The 16,007-nt window shown below is 65.0% G+C and carries 18 protein-coding genes; 10 read left to right on the top strand and 8 right to left on the bottom strand.

Annotated elements, in window-relative coordinates:
* Positions 1-12: 12 nt before the first annotated feature.
* From JQ631_RS27670 to JQ631_RS27650, 5 genes are all read right to left on the bottom strand, one after another.
* The gene (locus JQ631_RS27670; RefSeq protein WP_212332156.1) at positions 13-1,131 is read right to left on the bottom strand and encodes a branched-chain amino acid ABC transporter substrate-binding protein; all 1,119 of its coding nucleotides are present in this window, start codon (positions 1,129-1,131) and stop codon (positions 13-15) included.
* 170 nt (positions 1,132-1,301) lie between these two features.
* A complete protein-coding gene (locus JQ631_RS27665; protein ID WP_212332153.1) occupies positions 1,302-2,045 on the bottom strand; it encodes an ABC transporter ATP-binding protein in 744 nt (247 codons plus the stop codon).
* Positions 2,042-2,875 (bottom strand): ABC transporter ATP-binding protein, encoded by an 834-nt coding sequence (locus JQ631_RS27660; protein WP_212332151.1) that lies wholly within the window; start codon positions 2,873-2,875, stop codon positions 2,042-2,044. Before JQ631_RS27660 ends, JQ631_RS27665 begins: the two co-directional genes overlap by 4 nt.
* On the bottom strand, positions 2,872-4,197 hold the full coding sequence (gene livM, locus JQ631_RS27655) for a high-affinity branched-chain amino acid ABC transporter permease LivM (RefSeq protein ID WP_212332148.1): 1,326 nt from the start codon (positions 4,195-4,197) through the stop codon (positions 2,872-2,874). The genes JQ631_RS27660 and livM overlap by 4 nt, the downstream gene beginning before the upstream one ends.
* A gap of 13 nt (positions 4,198-4,210) precedes the next feature.
* The gene (locus tag JQ631_RS27650) at positions 4,211-5,128 is read right to left on the bottom strand and encodes an ABC transporter permease subunit (protein WP_212332147.1); all 918 of its coding nucleotides are present in this window, start codon (positions 5,126-5,128) and stop codon (positions 4,211-4,213) included.
* 288 nt (positions 5,129-5,416) lie between these two features.
* Between JQ631_RS27650 and JQ631_RS27645 the strand changes: the two genes are divergently transcribed.
* On the top strand, positions 5,417-5,596 hold the full coding sequence (locus tag JQ631_RS27645) for a hypothetical protein (RefSeq protein WP_212332146.1): 180 nt from the start codon (positions 5,417-5,419) through the stop codon (positions 5,594-5,596).
* Between the two features lie 177 nt (positions 5,597-5,773).
* On the top strand, positions 5,774-6,304 hold the full coding sequence (locus JQ631_RS27640; RefSeq protein ID WP_212332145.1) for a hypothetical protein: 531 nt from the start codon (positions 5,774-5,776) through the stop codon (positions 6,302-6,304).
* Here JQ631_RS27640 and JQ631_RS27635 read toward each other — a convergent pair.
* The 3 genes from JQ631_RS27635 to JQ631_RS27625 form a co-directional block, all read right to left on the bottom strand.
* Complete coding sequence (locus tag JQ631_RS27635) at positions 6,266-6,658, bottom strand: carboxymuconolactone decarboxylase family protein (RefSeq protein WP_008137537.1); 393 nt, start codon at positions 6,656-6,658, stop codon at positions 6,266-6,268. The two genes, JQ631_RS27640 and JQ631_RS27635, sit on opposite strands and share 39 nt — an antisense overlap.
* Positions 6,659-6,768: 110 nt before the next feature.
* Positions 6,769-7,551, bottom strand: a complete 783-nt coding sequence (gene pcaD, locus JQ631_RS27630; RefSeq protein ID WP_212332144.1) for a 3-oxoadipate enol-lactonase — start codon at positions 7,549-7,551, stop codon at positions 6,769-6,771.
* 15 nt (positions 7,552-7,566) lie between these two features.
* A complete protein-coding gene (locus JQ631_RS27625) occupies positions 7,567-8,922 on the bottom strand; it encodes a 3-carboxy-cis,cis-muconate cycloisomerase (protein ID WP_212332143.1) in 1,356 nt (451 codons plus the stop codon).
* A gap of 173 nt (positions 8,923-9,095) precedes the next feature.
* Between JQ631_RS27625 and JQ631_RS27620 the strand changes: the two genes are divergently transcribed.
* The 8 genes from JQ631_RS27620 to JQ631_RS27585 all read left to right on the top strand — a co-directional run bounded on the left by JQ631_RS27620 (position 9,096) and on the right by JQ631_RS27585 (position 15,939).
* Entirely contained in the window at positions 9,096-9,542 is a 447-nt protein-coding gene (locus JQ631_RS27620) for an SRPBCC family protein (RefSeq protein ID WP_212332141.1), read from the top strand.
* 138 nt (positions 9,543-9,680) lie between these two features.
* Positions 9,681-10,166, top strand: coding sequence for a (2Fe-2S)-binding protein (locus JQ631_RS27615; protein ID WP_212332137.1), 486 nt, complete (start codon positions 9,681-9,683; stop codon positions 10,164-10,166).
* Between the two features lie 30 nt (positions 10,167-10,196).
* Positions 10,197-11,003 (top strand): FAD binding domain-containing protein, encoded by an 807-nt coding sequence (locus JQ631_RS27610; protein ID WP_212332136.1) that lies wholly within the window; start codon positions 10,197-10,199, stop codon positions 11,001-11,003.
* Between the two features lie 62 nt (positions 11,004-11,065).
* Positions 11,066-11,971, top strand: coding sequence for an AAA family ATPase (locus JQ631_RS27605; RefSeq protein WP_212332128.1), 906 nt, complete (start codon positions 11,066-11,068; stop codon positions 11,969-11,971).
* A gap of 125 nt (positions 11,972-12,096) precedes the next feature.
* Positions 12,097-13,299: a vWA domain-containing protein gene (locus JQ631_RS27600; RefSeq protein ID WP_212332125.1), complete on the top strand. Its 1,203-nt coding sequence runs from the start codon at positions 12,097-12,099 to the stop codon at positions 13,297-13,299.
* An 11-nt stretch (positions 13,300-13,310) separates the two neighbouring features.
* Positions 13,311-13,634 carry an XdhC family protein gene (locus tag JQ631_RS27595; RefSeq protein ID WP_148751517.1) on the top strand — a complete coding sequence of 108 codons (324 nt, stop codon included), beginning with the start codon at positions 13,311-13,313 and terminating at the stop codon, positions 13,632-13,634.
* A 2-nt stretch (positions 13,635-13,636) separates the two neighbouring features.
* Positions 13,637-14,338, top strand: coding sequence for an XdhC family protein (locus JQ631_RS27590; RefSeq protein ID WP_212332122.1), 702 nt, complete (start codon positions 13,637-13,639; stop codon positions 14,336-14,338).
* Positions 14,335-15,939, top strand: a complete 1,605-nt coding sequence (locus JQ631_RS27585) for an NTP transferase domain-containing protein (RefSeq protein ID WP_212332118.1) — start codon at positions 14,335-14,337, stop codon at positions 15,937-15,939. The genes JQ631_RS27590 and JQ631_RS27585 overlap by 4 nt, the downstream gene beginning before the upstream one ends.
* Positions 15,940-16,007: the final 68 nt, after the last annotated feature.

The following is a 16,007-nucleotide window of genomic DNA, read 5'->3' as shown; positions in this document are numbered from 1 at the left end:
AGGCACGCTGTCTCAGGTACCGTTGCCCTTGATCTCGGAGTAGCCGCCCTTGGCGTCCCACTTGTAGACGACGTAGTCGAGCTGCTTGATGTCGCCCTTGGCGTCATACTCGATCGGGCCGATCACGGTGTCCCACTTGCCGGCCTTCATCGCCTCCATGACCTTCTTGGCATCGGTGGTGCCGGCTTTCTTGGCCGCCTGCGACCAGACCTGCATCGCCGCGTAGGTGTAGAGCGTATAGCCTTCGGGATCGATGTTCTTCGCCTTGAAGGCGTCGACGATCTTTTTCGCGGTCGGCTTGTTGCGCGGATCGGGGCCGAAGGTGAACAGCGTGCCTTCGCCGGCGGGGCCGGTGATGGACGCGTATTCCTTGTCGGCGAGCGCGTCGCCGGCCATCAGGATCGTCTTGAGGCCCTGGTCGCGCATCTGGCGCAGGATCAAGCCGCTTTCCTGGTGGTAGCCGCCGACATAGACGAGATCGATGTTGTCCTTCTTCAGGCGCGAGACGATCGCGTTGAAGTCCTTGTCGCCCTTGTTGTAGGACTCGTACATCTTCTCGGTGATGCCGGCCTTGTTCAGCGCCTTCTTGGTCTCATCGGCCAGACCCTTGCCGTAAGTGGTCTTGTCGTTGAGGATCGCGATGTTCTTGCCCTTGAAGTTCTTGGCAATGTACTGCGCGGCGATCAGGCCCTGCTGATCGTCACGGCCGCAGACGCGCGCCACGTTCCAGAGCTTGCGCTCGGTGAAAAGCGGGTTGGTCGAGGCAGGCGTAATCTCGAGCACGTTGCCGTCGGCATAGGCTTCAGAAGCCGGGATCGACGACGACGAGCAGTAATGCCCGGCGACGAACGGAATCTTCGCGCTTGCGATCTTCTCGGCGACCGAACGGGCCTGCTTCGGATCGCAGGCGTCATCCTCGATGTCGAGCGCGAGCTTCTTGCCGTTGACGCCGCCGGCGGCGTTGATGTCGGCCACGGCCATTTCGGCGCCGTTCTTCATCTGGCGGCCGAAGGCGGATTCGCCGCCGGTCATCGGGCCTGCGACTGCGATGGTGACATCCTGCGCGAATGCCGCGCCCGACAGCGCAATCGACGCGCCGAATGCCAGACCGATGAGCTTCAGTGATTTCATGAGATACCTCGCGGGTGATCGTCTGTGGAAGTTGCCGGATTGGCCCGGTTCAAACCGGCGCCATTCTTGAATGAATTGCGGGAGAAGTCACCGGCAAAATACGGGCATGGGCGCAGATATTTCGGCGCATTCAGCCGCACCGAACCCGGCTTCCCCGGCACCGGACAGGCTCAGCCGTGGCGGCCGCCTTCCAGATAGGCGGCGCGAATCTCGGGGCGCTGCAGCAACTCGGCGCCCGTTCCGGCCAGGGTGATCAGGCCATTGACCATGACATAGCCGCGGTGTGCGAGCTTGAGCGCGTGGTTGGCGTTCTGCTCGACGATCAGGACGGTCAGGCCGTCCTGGCGGTTCAGGGTGCGGATCGCGTCGAAGATCTGGCGCGCGATCAGCGGTGCGAGCCCGAGCGAGGGCTCGTCGAGCAGGAGCAGGCGCGGGCGGCTCATCAGGGCACGGCCGATCGCCAGCATCTGCTGTTCGCCGCCGGAGAGCGTGCCGCCGCGCTGGACGTAGCGCTCCTTCAGCCGTGGAAACAGCGTGAACACGCGCTCCAGCGTCGCCTCGCGTTCGGCATCGGTGCACGCGGTGGCGTCCGCGCCCATCTGGAGGTTCTCGGCCACGCTCATGCGCGGGAAGATGCGGCGTCCCTCGGGCGACTGCGCGATACGCAGATGCGCGATCTCGTGGGTGGGCACGTCGGTGATGTCGCGGCCTTCGTACAGGATCTGGCCGGCGCGGGCGCGCGGCTTGCCGAAGATCGTCATCATCAGCGTCGACTTGCCGGCGCCGTTGGCGCCGATCAGGGCGACGATCTCGCCGGAATTGATCTCGACGTCGACGCCCTTCAGGGCTTCGATCTTGCCATACGCGGCACGCAAGCCGCGGATCGCGAGCAGGGGTGTGGAAGCCGACGTCACGACCCGCTCTCCATCACGGCTGCGGCCTCATCTTCGTCGGTGCCGAGATAGGCGGCGATCACCTTGGGATCGTCGCGCACCTCCCGCGGCGTGCCCTGCGCGATCTTCACGCCGTGATCCATGACAACGATGTGGTCGGAGATTTCCATCACCACGGACATGTCGTGCTCGATCAGGAGGATCGAGGTGCCGAGCTCGTTGCGGATCGATTGCAGGAGCTCGCTCAGCGCGGCGCTCTCGCGTGCATTGAGGCCGGCGGCGGGCTCGTCGAGACACAGAAGCGCGGGCTCGGTGCACATCGCGCGTGCGATCTCAAGCCGTCGCTGGTCGCCATAGGCGAGATTACCGGCGGCGTCGTCGGCGCGGTCGAGCAAATTGATCCGCTTGAGCCAGTCGGTGGCGAGCGCGATCGCCTGCTTCTCGGCGTCGCGATAGGTGGGGACGCCGATCAGGCCGAGAAACGTGAAGCCCGAAGCACGCATCAATGTGTTGTGCTGCGCCACCATCAGGTTCTCCAGCGCCGTCATGCCGGGAAACAGCCGGATGTTCTGGAAGGTGCGGGCGACCTTGGCCTGCTTGGCGATGCGGAAATCGTTGAGCCGTTCCAGCGCGATTTGCCGGCCGTCGTCATGGGTGAGGCGGATGGCGCCGCCGCTCGGCTTGTAGAAGCCGGTGATGCAGTTGAAGACCGTGGTCTTGCCGGCGCCGTTCGGTCCGATCAGCGCGGTGATCTTCTTTCGCTCGGCCGCGAACGACAGATCCTGCACGGCGACGATGCCGCCGAAGCGCATGGTGAGCCGGTCGACGCTGAGAATTGTCTCGCCGCTCATCCGTGGCCCTCCTTGACGAGGTCGGACGAGATGGCTTGCGCCTTGGTCAGGAACACGGTCGGCGCGCGATGGCCGATGATTCCGCGCGGCCGCCAGATCATGATCAGCACCATCGCCATGCCGAACACCAGCATGCGATAGGTCTCGAGGCTGCGGAACAGCTCGAAGCCGCCAATCATGGTGAGTGCGGCGAGCGCGACGCCGAGTTGCGAGCCCATGCCGCCGAGCACAACGATGGCGAGCACGAGTGCCGATTCCTGGAACGTGAAGGATTCCGGGCTGATGAAGCCCTGGCGCGTCGCGAAGAACGCGCCTGCAAAGCCGCCGAACATGGCGCCCGTCGCGAACGCCGTGAGCTTGGTGGTCGTGGTGTTGATGCCGAGTGCGCGGCAGGCGACCTCGTCCTCGCGCAGCGCCTCCCAGGCGCGGCCGATCGGCAGGCGGCGCAGGCGGATCGTCACCCAGTTGGTGAGCAACGCCAGGGCCAGGATCAGGTAGAACAGGAAGACGATGCGATGGGTCGGCGAGTATTCGATGCCGAGCTTGGCCGCCAGGCCGTCGTCGCTGTTGTCGAGCGGAATGCCGAAGAAGGACGGGCGCGGAATGCCGGAGACGCCGTTGGGACCGCCGGTCAAATCCTGCCAGTTGATGATGACGAGGCGGATGATCTCGCCGAAGGCGAGCGTCACGATCGCGAGGTAGTCGCCGCGCAGGCGTAGCACGGGAAAGCCGAGCAGCACGCCCCAGAATGCGGCCAGGATGCCGGCGAGCGGCAGGCAGACCCAGAACGACCAGCCGAAATTGGTCGCGAGCAGGGCGTAGGAATAGGCGCCCACGGCATAGAACGCGACATAGCCGAGATCGAGCAGGCCCGCGAGCCCGACCACCACGTTGAGGCCCCAGCCGAGCATGACATAGGTGAGCACGAGGATCGCGAGGTCGAGGATGTAGCGCTGGTTATAGAAGATCACGGGCACCAGCAGCGCGAAGATCAGCAGCGCCGGCGCGAGATAGCGGCCGATGAACGACATCCCGCTCTGCACGGACGCCGGCACCAGCTTCTCCGCGCCGGTCGGGCCGATCCACTGCCTGAGCAGATCGATCACGATCGAGCCGCCGAACACCGCAGCGACGATCGAAGCGAGGTCACCGAAGCGCGTCCAGTAGGTGAGCTGGCCGTCCGAGCCCGCCTCGGTGCGGATGCCGATCATCAGCGAGAACAGCACCAGCGCGATCAGGGCGTTGATGAAGGCGGTCTTCAGAAGGGCGGGGATGCCGGTGGTGCGACTTGCGGTGGTGGTCTCGTGGGAGCTGCTTGTCACGCGGGGCTGTCCGTCAGACTTTTTCGACTTCGGGACGGCCGAGCAGGCCGGTCGGCATGAAGATCAGCACCACGATCAGGATCGAGAACGCGGCGACGTCCTTGTACTCGACCGAGAAATAGGCCGACCAGAACGTCTCGATTAGGCCGATCGCGAGGCCGCCGAGCATGGCGCCCGGCAGCGACCCGATGCCGCCGAGCACGGCGGCAGTGAAGGCCTTGATGCCCGCGACGAAGCCCATGAAGAAATCGACCAGTCCGTAATAGAGCAGGTACATCAAGCCTGCGACCGCGGCGAGCGCAGCACCGATCACGAAGGTCATGGAGATCGTGCGGTCGACGTCGACGCCGAGCAGCGCGGCCATGGTCTGGTCCTGCTCGCAGGCGCGCATGTCGCGTCCGAGTCTGGTCCGCGAGACCAGCCAGGTGAAGATCCCGAGCAGTACGATGGTGGTGAGGACCACCATGATCTGGATGTTGGAGAGCTGGATGACGAAGCCGTCCGGGCTTTCATGCAGAGTGTGGCCGCCGGGTATGAACGGCGGGATCGGCTTGACGCGCGCGCCTTGGGCCACCTGCGAGTAGTTGGTCAGCACGAAGGACATGCCGATCGCCGACAGCATCGGCGCGAGGCGGAAGGAATGGCGCAGCGGGCGGTAGGCGATGCGTTCGATGGTCCAGCCGTAGAGCGCGGTGATCGCCATCGAGACCAGCAGCACGACCAGCAGGATCACCGGGATCGCGGTGAGCCCGAGCGAAACCAAAATCAGGAAGGTGATCAGGGCAATGAAGCCGCCGATCATGAAGATGTCGCCATGGGCGAAATTGATCATGCCGACGATGCCGTAGACCATCGTGTAGCCGATCGCGATCAGGCCGTAGATGGAGCCGAGCACGAGGCCGTTGATGAGCTGCTGGGCGAAATAATCCATGCGCTGCCGTACCCAAACCTGACGCGACTGAAAGGGAGGTCTTCGAGAGAGTGCCTACGTTTCTTCTCGGGCCCCGGCAGCCCTTGAGCGTTCTTCCCGTTTTGTAACAGCAGGGAACTGGCGGCTGCAACTGGCGATGTCTCGGCATAAAGGCTTGTACAGAGGTCATTTCGGCGACGGCTGTCATCTCCCAGTTCCCGCAACTGCGAGGAACCGGGTTCCGCAGGGCAACCAAATCAGTTGTCGGCTGTTGTCTCTCACTGACGTCCAACAAGGGAGTTTCCCCCAATGACGAAGCAGCAGAGTCAGAAGCCGGGTCAGCAGGGCCAGAGCGGCGGCCAGCAGCGGCCAGGGCAGCAGCAGGGCGGCGGGCAGAGCCCCGGCCAGCAGCAGCAACATGACCCGATGCGCCAGGGCGACAAGCCAGGCCAGCAGCAGGGCGGTCAGCAGGACAACAAATTGGATTAAGGGTCCAGGGAGTAGCGAGAAGGGGTCCCGCCGAAAGGCGGGACCCCTTTTTTCGTTGGATAAGCCGTCCGGGCGAATTAAGGTAAACAAGGGGTTTAAATTGCCGCCACAGTCCGATGCGAGTTAGCTCCCCGCAAAGCCTTCCCCCGAAGGCGCCTACACGAAGCGGGAAGCGGCATGTTCAGGAATTGGCGGATCGGCTCGATCAACGGCGCATTGCTGGCGGCCTATTTCATCCCGGCCTGGACGCTGGTCGCCTTCAGCATCTTCATGGCGCCTGTGCACGGCCTCTATGAGCGGCCGAGTGTCGCGGTGGCGCTGTTTCTCAGCGATCACCTCCAGATGTCCGGCATGAGCACGGTGCGCGCGGCCTGGCTGCTGGCGCTCGGCCGGCTGACGGTGGTGGCGTTCTTTGCGATCTATCTCGCGCTGCTCGCCATTCCGCGCACCCGCAAGAGCGGCGCCAGCGACGAGGCGCTCGGCATTGCGCTCGCGATCGGCAGCCTGATCTCGTTCGCGAGCATGGTGATGGCCTCCAAGGTCGGCGAGATGGCTGCGCTTCGGCTGCACGCGACCGAACTTCTGATGCTGCTCAGCGCCGCGATCGTCCTGGTGATCGAACGGCCGGCGCCCGCGCCGAAGACCGTCGACGTCGCGGAGACCGCGCCGCTAGCCTTTGATAAGGCCGAGTTCCTGCACAATCGCTGAGGCTTCCTTGACGGCGTGGTTCGCCGCGGGAACGCCGCAATAGATCGCCTGCTGCAACAGGATTTCCTTGATGTCGTCGGGGGTGAAACCGCCTTCGGCCAGCGCCGCGCGCACGTGCAGGCGGAATTCATCCCATTGCCCAAGCGCAACCATGGTGCCGATGACAAGCACCCGCCGCGTCCGCTCGTCGAAATGCGGCCGCGTCCAGATCTCGCCCCAGGCATAGCGCGTGATCATGTCCTGAAAGTCGGTGTTGAACGCGTTGCGGTTGGCGATCGACTTGTCGACCCAGGCATTGCCCAGCACTTTTCGGCGCACGTTCATGCCGGCATCGCGGCGCTTCTGGTCGTCCATGGTCTTTCCTCCTTTCCGTCATTGCGAGCGTCGCGAGGCAATCCAGAAATGTGTCCGCGGAGCCGGTCTGGATTGCTTCGTCGCTACGCTCCTCGCAATGACGGCTGTTGTCAGCGTTGCGTCAAGAATCCCACCACCGCATCGGTGAACGCGTGCGGCTGCTCGACATTGGAAATGTGGGCGGCGTCGATGATGGTCATGCTGGCGCCGGGAATGTTCGAGCGGATCAATTCGCCCGCCGAGATCGGCGTCGCCATATCGTGGCGGCCGGCGATCACCAGTGTCGGGCTCTTGATCTTGGGCAGCAGCGCGCGCTGGTCGAGCGTCGACAGTGCCTCGCAGCAGGCGAGATATCCCTCGACAGGGGTCGCGACCAGCATCGCCTTCATCCTGGCGGTGATGTCGGGCTCGCGCTCGCGGAAATCCTGCGTCAGCCAACCTGCGATCACGCCGTCGGCGACTGCTGCGATGCCACCCTTCTTGACGGCGTCGATCCGCTCCAGCCATTTGGTCGGCTCGGCATAGTAGCAGGACGTGTTGGCGAGGATGAGCTTGCCGAACCTTTCAGGCGCATTCGCGCCCAGCCATTGCCCGACCATGCCGCCCATCGACAGGCCGCACCAATGCACCTTCTCGATGTTGAGGTCGTCGAGGATCGCCAGCACGTCGCGGCCGAAGCGCTCCATCGTATAGGGGGCGGGCGCGACGTTGGACTTGCCGTGGCCGCGGCGGTCGTAGCGGATGACGCGGAACACCTGCGTCAGCGCCTTCATCTGCGGCTCCCACATCTGCAGCGTGCAGCCGAGCGAGTTGGAGAGCATCAGCGTCGGCCCGCCGTCGCGGCCCTCGACGGAGACGTTGATCAGGCAACCGTCGGCATCGATCATGGGCATGCGGCGTCTCCGTATCTATTCGCGGTCGAGGCTGTCGAGCAGCCGATCAATCATGGCCTGCGACGCCCCCTGATAGGCCATCGGCTCGAATAGTGCCGCTATTTTCTCAGGCGTCAGATGCGCAGTGACCTGCGAATCGGCGGCAAGAATTTCGCGCAGATGTTTCTTCTCGGCAACCGCGCGCTTGCTCGCGGCCTCCATCAGATGATGCGCGTCGCTCTTGCCGATCTTGCCGGCCAGCGCGAAGGTGACGGCTTCCGCCATGATCAACCCATGCGTCGCATCGAGATTGCTGCGCATACGCGCGGCATCGACGTCGAGGCCCTCGGCGATGTCGACGATGGCAGCAAGTGCGCCTGACGTGACCAGCATCAATTGGGGCAGTGTCGGCCACTCCGCATGCCAGGGGCCGGCGCTGCGTTCGTGATCCTGCACCTGGGCTGCCAAAATCGTCGCCGCGAGCTGCGGAGCCATGGTCGCGCAGCCGAGTGCGCTTGCGGCCGCGACCGGGTTGCGCTTGTGCGGCATGGTCGACGAGCCGCCGCGGCCTTCGCCGGCGGGCTCGAAGGCTTCGCCGACATCGGTCTGCATCATCAGCGAGACGTCGCGCGCGACCTTGCCGCAACTGCCAGCGAGAATCGCAAAGCTTGAAGCGGCCTCCGCGATGCGGTCGCGATGGGTGTGCCAGGGCGCCTCAGGCAGCGGCAGGCTCAGCTCCTGCGCCAGCCGCTCGGCGACCGCGAGGCCGTTGTCGCCGAGGGCTGCGAGCGTGCCGGCGGCGCCGCCGAATTGCAATGCGAGGCCCTCGCGGCGGAGCCGCCGCAGGCGGCAGCGGCTGCGCGCGAGGCTCGCGGCATATTCTGCGGCCTTCAATCCGAACGGCATCGGCAACGCGTGCTGAAGCCAGGTCCGCGCCACCATCGCCGTGTTGCGATGGGCACGGGCGAGCGCAGCAAAACCCTTGATGGCGCGGCTGAGGTCGGCGTCCAGCGCATCGATGCCGGCGCGAAGCGTGAGCATGGTCGCTGTGTCGATGACATCCTGGCTGGTCGCGCCCCAATGCACGTAGCGCGCGGCCTCGCTATCGGCCTTGCCGACATTGGCCGTCAGCATCTTGACCAGGGGAATCGCAAGATTGCCCGATCGGGTCGCGGCCCCGGCAAGAGCAGCCGTGTCGAAGGAATCGGCCTTGCAGGCCGCTTCGATCGGGCTCACCGCGGATCCGGGAATCACACCCGTGGCGGCCTCGGCCCGGGCCAGGGCTGCCTCGAAATCGAGCATGTTTTGCAGGGTGGACCGGTCGTCGCAGGCGGCGCGCATGGCCGCGCTCGACAGCATCGGCGCAAGCAGGGGGGAGAGGGCTGTGCTCATGTTGCGCGGGACCTAATCACCTTGCCCCGGCTGTGCCAATCCCACGCGGGCCGAACAAGGGATTTTGCAGGTGCGAATATGCATTGCACGTGACCGGCGGCTGCTCTTTCCTTTGCGGCCTCCGTGCGTTACTTGAGCAATATTATTCTGAATGAGATCCCGGGAGGCGCCCCATGGCCATGACAATGAACGGCGAAGTCCAGCTTGCGGCGCCGCGTGAGGCCGTGTGGGAAAAACTCAACGATCCCGCGGTCCTGAAGGCCTGCATTCCCGGCTGCGAAGAGCTGGAAAAGACCGACGACGGCGGTTTTCGCGCCACCGCAAAAATGAAGGTCGGCCCGGTCTCCGCGCGCTTCAAGGGCAAGGTGATGCTCAGCGATCTCGACCCGCCGAACGGCTACAAGATATCGGGCGAGGGCGAGGGCGGCGTTGCCGGCTTCGCCAAGGGCGGCGCTGCGGTGAAGCTCGCCGACAAGGATGGCGGCACGCTACTCTCCTATGACGTCGAGGCGCAGATCGGCGGCAAGTTGGCACAGCTCGGACAGCGCCTCATCGCCGGCACCGCCAAGAAGCTGGCCGACGAGTTTTTCGCGAATTTCGCCAAGGCGGTACAGGGCTGAACGCCCTCACTTTCGTCATGGCACCTTGCGCTTGGGGCGATGTTGCCCCCGGCCATAATGGCCCATATGATGGGCTGGAATAATTATAAAAAAGAACCGCTTCGACGGGACCCGTCGGGGCGCTGATAGAGAGTGCTTATGGCAAAAATCTCCCTCATCGTGAACGGCAATCCTGTTACCGGCAATGTCGACCCGCGCACGCTTCTGGTGCAGTTTCTGCGCGAGAATCTGCGGCTGACCGGCACCCATGTGGGCTGCGACACCTCGCAGTGCGGCGCCTGCGTCGTGCATCTCGACGGCAAGGCCGTGAAATCCTGCACCACGCTTGCCGTGATGGCCGACGGCCACGAGGTCAAGACCATCGAGGGACTGGCGGCCGATGGCGCGCCGCTGCATCCGATGCAGGAAGCCTTCCGTGAGCATCATGGCCTTCAGTGCGGCTTCTGCACGCCCGGAATGATCATGACCGCGATCGACATCGTGCATCGCAAGGGCCATGAGCTCGACGACCACACCATCCGCGAAGAGCTGGAAGGCAATCTTTGCCGCTGCACCGGCTACCAGAACATCGTCGCCTCGATCGCCGCCGGCGCGAAGGCGATGTCGAAATCCGATCTCGCGTAACCGCGCGCCCTCCGCGATCAGGACACCCCCATGTACGAATTCAAATACCACCGCCCCGGGACCGTCCGGCAGGCCGCCAATCTCCTGGTGAAGAACGAAGACGCCAAGGTGATCGCCGGCGGTCACACGCTCATTCCGGTCATGAAGCAGCGGCTCGCGAGCCCCCCGCATCTGGTCGACCTTTCTCATATCGAGGGGCTGAACACGATCGAGATGAAGGGCCGTTCGCTGGTGATCGGCGCCACCGCGAGGCATGCGGAGGTCGCGACCTCCGCGATCGTCGGCGAGGCGATCCCGGCACTGGCCGATCTCGCCGGCCAGATCGGTGATCCCGCCGTACGCCACAAGGGCACGATCGGCGGCTCGCTCGCCAACAACGATCCGACCGCGGATTACCCGGCCGCCGTGCTCGCACTCGGTGCGACCATCGTCACCAACAAGCGCCGCCTCAAGGCCGAGGAGTATTTCCAGGGCCTGTTCTCGACCGCGCTGGAAGCCGACGAGATCATCACCAAGGTGATGTTCCCGCTGCCGAAGAAGGCCGCCTATATCAAGTTCCGCAACCAGGCTTCGCGTTACGCGCTGGTGGGCGTGTTCGTGGCGCGGCGTCCCTCGGACGTGCGGGTCGCCGTCACCGGCGCCGGCTCGAACGGCGTGTTCCGTGTCGAGGCCTTTGAGGAAGCGCTGAAGAAGCGGTTCTCGTCCAAGGTGCTCGATGGCATCGAGGTGCCGGCGGACGGGCTGAACAGCGACATCCACGGCAGCGCCGAATACCGTGCCCATCTCATCGGCGTGCTGACGCGGCGTGCCCTCGACGCCGCCAACGCCAAGGAGTGAGTGAACCTCACGCCTCGGCCAAACGTTGTCCCTCATAGGGGCGTAGCGAGACTGGCTCTTTCATGACTTCAGCGACCTTGCCGGCATCGGTCGATGCGATGCTCGAACTTTTGACCTCGCGCGGCTATCTCGCCGAGCGGTCGCTGGCGACGGTGACGTATCTCTCGCTGCGCATGGGCCGGCCGCTGTTTCTCGAAGGCGAGGCCGGCGTCGGCAAGACAGAGATCGCAAAGGTATTGTCCGCGGCACTGGGACGGAAGCTGATCCGCCTGCAATGCTACGAAGGCCTCGACGTCTCGTCCGCGGTCTATGAGTGGAACAGCGCCGCGCAGATGATCGCGATCCGGATGGCGGAAGCCGCCGGCGACACTGACCGTGATCAGCTGTCGAGCGACATCTTTGCCGACCGCTACATGATCAAGCGGCCGTTGCTCCAGGCACTGGAGCCCGACGTGGCAGGTCCTCCGGTGCTGCTGATCGACGAACTCGACCGCGCCGACGAGGCGTTCGAGGCCTATCTCCTGGAAATCCTCAGCGACTTCCAGGTGACGATTCCGGAGTTCGGGACCGTGAAGGCGCCGAGCCCGCCGATCGTCATCATCACCTCCAACCGCACCCGCGAGATCCACGACGCGCTGAAGCGGCGCTGTCTCTATCACTGGGTCGACTATCCCGCGGCCGACCGCGAGCTCGCGATCGTCAAGTCGCGCGTGCCCGGCATCTCGGCAAAGCTGTCGCAGCAGGTCGTGCGCTTCGTGCAGGCGCTGCGCAACCAGGACTTCTACAAGTCGCCCGGTGTCGCCGAGACCATCGACTGGGCGACCGCTTTGTCCGAGCTCGATGCCCGCTCGCTGACTCCGCAAGTAGTCGGCGACACGCTGGGCGCGCTGCTCAAATACCAGGACGACATCACCCGCATGCAAGGCGACACCTTGCAGAAGGTGCTGAAGGAAGCGACCAGCGATTAGTTCGTCATTCCGGGGCGCGCGTGAGCGCGAGCCCGGAATCCATCAGGCGGCAGGGATTGCGGAAAAATGCATTCCGGGCTCACGCTTCGCGTGCCCCGGAATGACGAGGGGATGGATACGAGACCATGGCCATCAACCACCTTGCCCCTGAGCAGACCGAGCAGTTTGCCGACAACATCGTCGGCTTTGCCCGCGCGCTGCGCTCTGCGGGCATGCCGGTCGGGCCGGGCGCGGTGATCGATGCCATGGGCGCGTTGCAGGTGATCGACATCGGCAACCGCGCCGACGTCTTCACCACGCTGGAGTCGATCTTCGTCATGCGCCACGAGCATGCGCTGATCTTCAAGCAGGCCTTCAACCTGTTCTTCCGTGCCTCGGAGGAATGGAAGCACATGCTCGATTCGGTGCCGCTGCCGGAGCAGGCCAAGAAGAAGCCGCAGGCCGGCGCGCGCCGCGTGCAGGAGGCGATGTCGCAGCCGCACATGACCGAGACGCCGCAGCACCAGGAGCAGGATCTGCGCCTGTCGGTCTCCGACAAGGAAATCCTTCAGAAGAAGGACTTTGCGCAGATGAGCGCGGCCGAAATCACGGAAGCGCTCCGGGCCATCGAGAAGATGCACCTGCCGCAAGCCGAGCTTCTGACGCGCCGGCATCAGCCCGATCCGCGCGGCCTGCGGCTCGACATGCGCCGCACGCTGCGTGCGTCCTTGCGCACCGGCGGCGACATCATCGACATTCACCGCCTCGGTCGGATCGAGAAGCCGGCCCCGATCGTGGCGCTGCTCGATATCTCCGGCTCGATGAGCGAATACACCCGCCTGTTCCTGCACTTCCTGCATGCCATCGGCGATGCGCGCAAGCGCGTCTCGGTGTTCCTGTTCGGCACGCGGCTCACCAATGTGACGCGCGCACTGCGCCAGCGCGATCCCGACGAGGCGCTGGCGAGCTGCTCGGCCTCGGTCGAGGACTGGGCCGGCGGCACGAGGATCTCGGCCTCGCTGCACAACTTCAACAAATTGTGGGCGCGGCGCGTACTGAGCCAGGGCGCCATCGTGCTGCTGATCTCTGACGGACTGGAGCGGGAGGCCGATTCCAGGCTCGCCTTCGAGATGGATCGGCTGCACCGCTCCTGCCGGCGCCTGATCTGGCTGAACCCTCTGCTGCGCTTCGGCGGCTTTGAGGCCAAGGCCCAAGGCATCAAAATGATGCTGCCGCACGTTGACGAATTCCGTCCCGTGCATAATTTGAGTTCGATCCAGGAGCTGATCACCACGCTGTCCCGGCCGCTCCCGCCGCATCACCGCAGCCTGATCCGCCCCGCAGCCTGAGAGGCAAAGCCATGCTCGATCGCGACGAGGATATTCTGAAGGCGGCGGAGGACTGGCAGAAGGCCGGACGTGGCGTCGCGCTGGCCACGGTCGTGGAGACCTGGGGCTCGGCGCCGCGCCCGGCGGGCTCGAGCCTGGTCATCAACGACGAGGGGACATTCCTGGGCTCCGTCTCCGGCGGCTGCGTCGAGGGCGCCGTGGTCACCGAGGCCATGGACGTAATCGAGAGCGGCAAGCCCAGGATGCTGGAGTTCGGCGTTGCCGACGAGACCGCCTGGAATGTCGGGCTGTCCTGCGGTGGCACCATCCGCGTCTTCGTCGAGAAGGTCGGCTAGCCGTGAAGCTCGCAATCCTGCACGAACTCAATGCCGAGCGCGCCGCGCGCCGGCCGGTGATTTTGGTGACCGACACCGAGAGCGGCGAGCAGCGCCTGGTGAAGGCGGCGGATTTCGCCAAGGACCCGCTGAGTGCCGAGCTGGACAAGCAGTTGCGCATGGGCAAGAGCGCCAATGTCGAGGCCGGCGGCAAGAAGCTCTTCCTCAACGTTTATGCGCCGACCGCAAAACTCGTCATTGTCGGCGCGGTCCATATCAGCCAGGCGCTGGCGCCGCTGGCCCGCTCGCTCGGCTATGACGTCACCGTGGTCGATCCGCGCACGGCGTTTGCGAGCCCCGAGCGCTTCCCCGACATTCCGCTCGTCGCCGAGTGGCCCGACACGGCGCTGCCGCCGCTCAATGTCGATGCCTACACCGCCTTCGTCGCGGTGACGCACGATCCGAAGATCGACGATCCCGCATTGCTGCACGCCTTCGAGCGCAATTGCTTCTATATCGGCGCGCTTGGCTCGCGGAAGACCCATGCCAAGCGCGGCGACCGGCTGCGGGCACAGGGCGCCAGGGATAGTGACATCGCACGCATCCACGCGCCGATTGGTCTGGCGATCGGCGCCGTCTCGCCATCCGAGATCGCGGTGTCGATCATGGCCGAGATCACGGCGGTGCTTCGCCTGCCACCCAAACAAAAAGAAGAAGCGGCATGAAGTTCGGCCCGGCGAGCCCCAAGGACGCGATCGGCGGGGTGACCGTCCACACCCTGCGTCAGGGCCCGCTGGTGCTGAAGAAGGGCACGACGATCGGGCCCGCCGAGGTCGAGGCGCTGACGCGCGCCGGCATCAAGGATGTCGTGGTGGTGCGGATGGAGGAGGGTGACGTCTCCGAGGACGTCGCGGCCGCCAGCATCGCGCTCGCGATCGGTGGCGAGGGCATTCATGTCGAGCGCGCCTTCACCGGCCGCGCCAATCTCTTTGCCGCGCGCCCAGGCTTGCTGGTGATCGATCGCCCGGCAGTCGACCGCATCAACAATATCGACGAAGCCATCACCTTCGCCACGCTCGCCGCCTACAAGCCGGTGGTCGAAGGCGAGATGGTCGGCACGGTCAAGATCATCCCGTTCGGCGTTGAAGGAAATCTGCGCGATGCCGCGGTGAAGGCCGCGGGCCGTGACGTGCTGAAGATTGCGCCCTACGTCATCAAGCGCGTCGGCATCGTCTCGACGCTGCTGCCGGGCCTGTCATCCAAGGTGGTCGACAAGACGTTGCGCGTCACCGCCGAGCGGCTCGCCCCGGCTGGCGCCAGCATCATCGCCGAGCGGCGGGTGCAGCACGACGAACGCGCGCTATCCGCCGCCATCAAGGAGCTGCTCGTCCTTGGCGCCGAACTCGTCATCGTGTTCGGCGCCTCGGCAATTGCCGATCGTCGCGACGTGATCCCGGCGGCTGTCACCGAGATCGGCGGCGAGATCGAGCATTTCGGCATGCCGGTCGATCCCGGCAATCTGCTGCTGATCGCGCGCGCCGGCAACGTGCCGGTGCTGGGTGCGCCGGGCTGTGCGCGTTCGCCGGTCGAGAACGGGTTTGACTGGGTGCTGATGCGGTTGCTCGCCGGCATCAAGGTGACGCGCTCCGAGCTGATGGGCATGGGTGTCGGTGGTCTCCTGATGGAGATCGTCACGCGGCCGCAGCCGCGGGCCAAGCCCGAGATCGAAGGCAACAGCCAGGTTGCCGCCATCGTGCTCGCGGCGGGACGTTCGACCCGTATGGGCGGACCGAACAAGCTGCTCGCCGAACTCGACGGCAAGAAGCTGGTGCGGATCGCCACCGAGCAGGCGCTGGCATCGAAAGCATCCGAGGTGATCGTCGTCACCGGCCACCAGACCGAGTTGGTCGAGCAGGCGCTGCAAGGTTTGAATGTACGTTTCGTCAGGAATCCGGATTTCGCCGGCGGCATTGCGAGCTCGGTCAAATCAGGAATCGCGGCCGTGTCCGACACCAGCGACGGCGCCGTGGTGTGTCTCGGCGACATGCCGCTGATCGACGCTGGCCTGATCGATCGCCTGATCGACGGATTTGCGCCGGACCGCGGCAATCTCATCGTCGTGCCCGTCAGCGACGGCCGCCGCGGCAATCCCGTGCTGTGGTCGCGCCGCTTCTTCCAGGAATTGATGACGCTCGACGGCGACATCGGGGCGCGGCATTTGATTGCCAAGCATACGGAGGCAGTCGCCGAGGTACCGGTCGACGGTGAGGGTGCCTTTCTCGACATCGACACGCCTCAGGCGCTGGAAGCAGCACGACGCGGATAGCCCACCGCAATCCTCCGATTTCAACGCCTCGTTCACCATCTGGAAACGACCGCCGCTTAGAGTCCTCC

Source organism: Bradyrhizobium manausense (assembly GCF_018131105.1).
Classification (GTDB): Bacteria; Pseudomonadota; Alphaproteobacteria; order Rhizobiales; family Xanthobacteraceae; genus Bradyrhizobium; species Bradyrhizobium manausense_B.
Note: the sequence above shows the minus strand (reverse complement) of the source record. Positions and strands in the feature narration are given on the sequence as shown.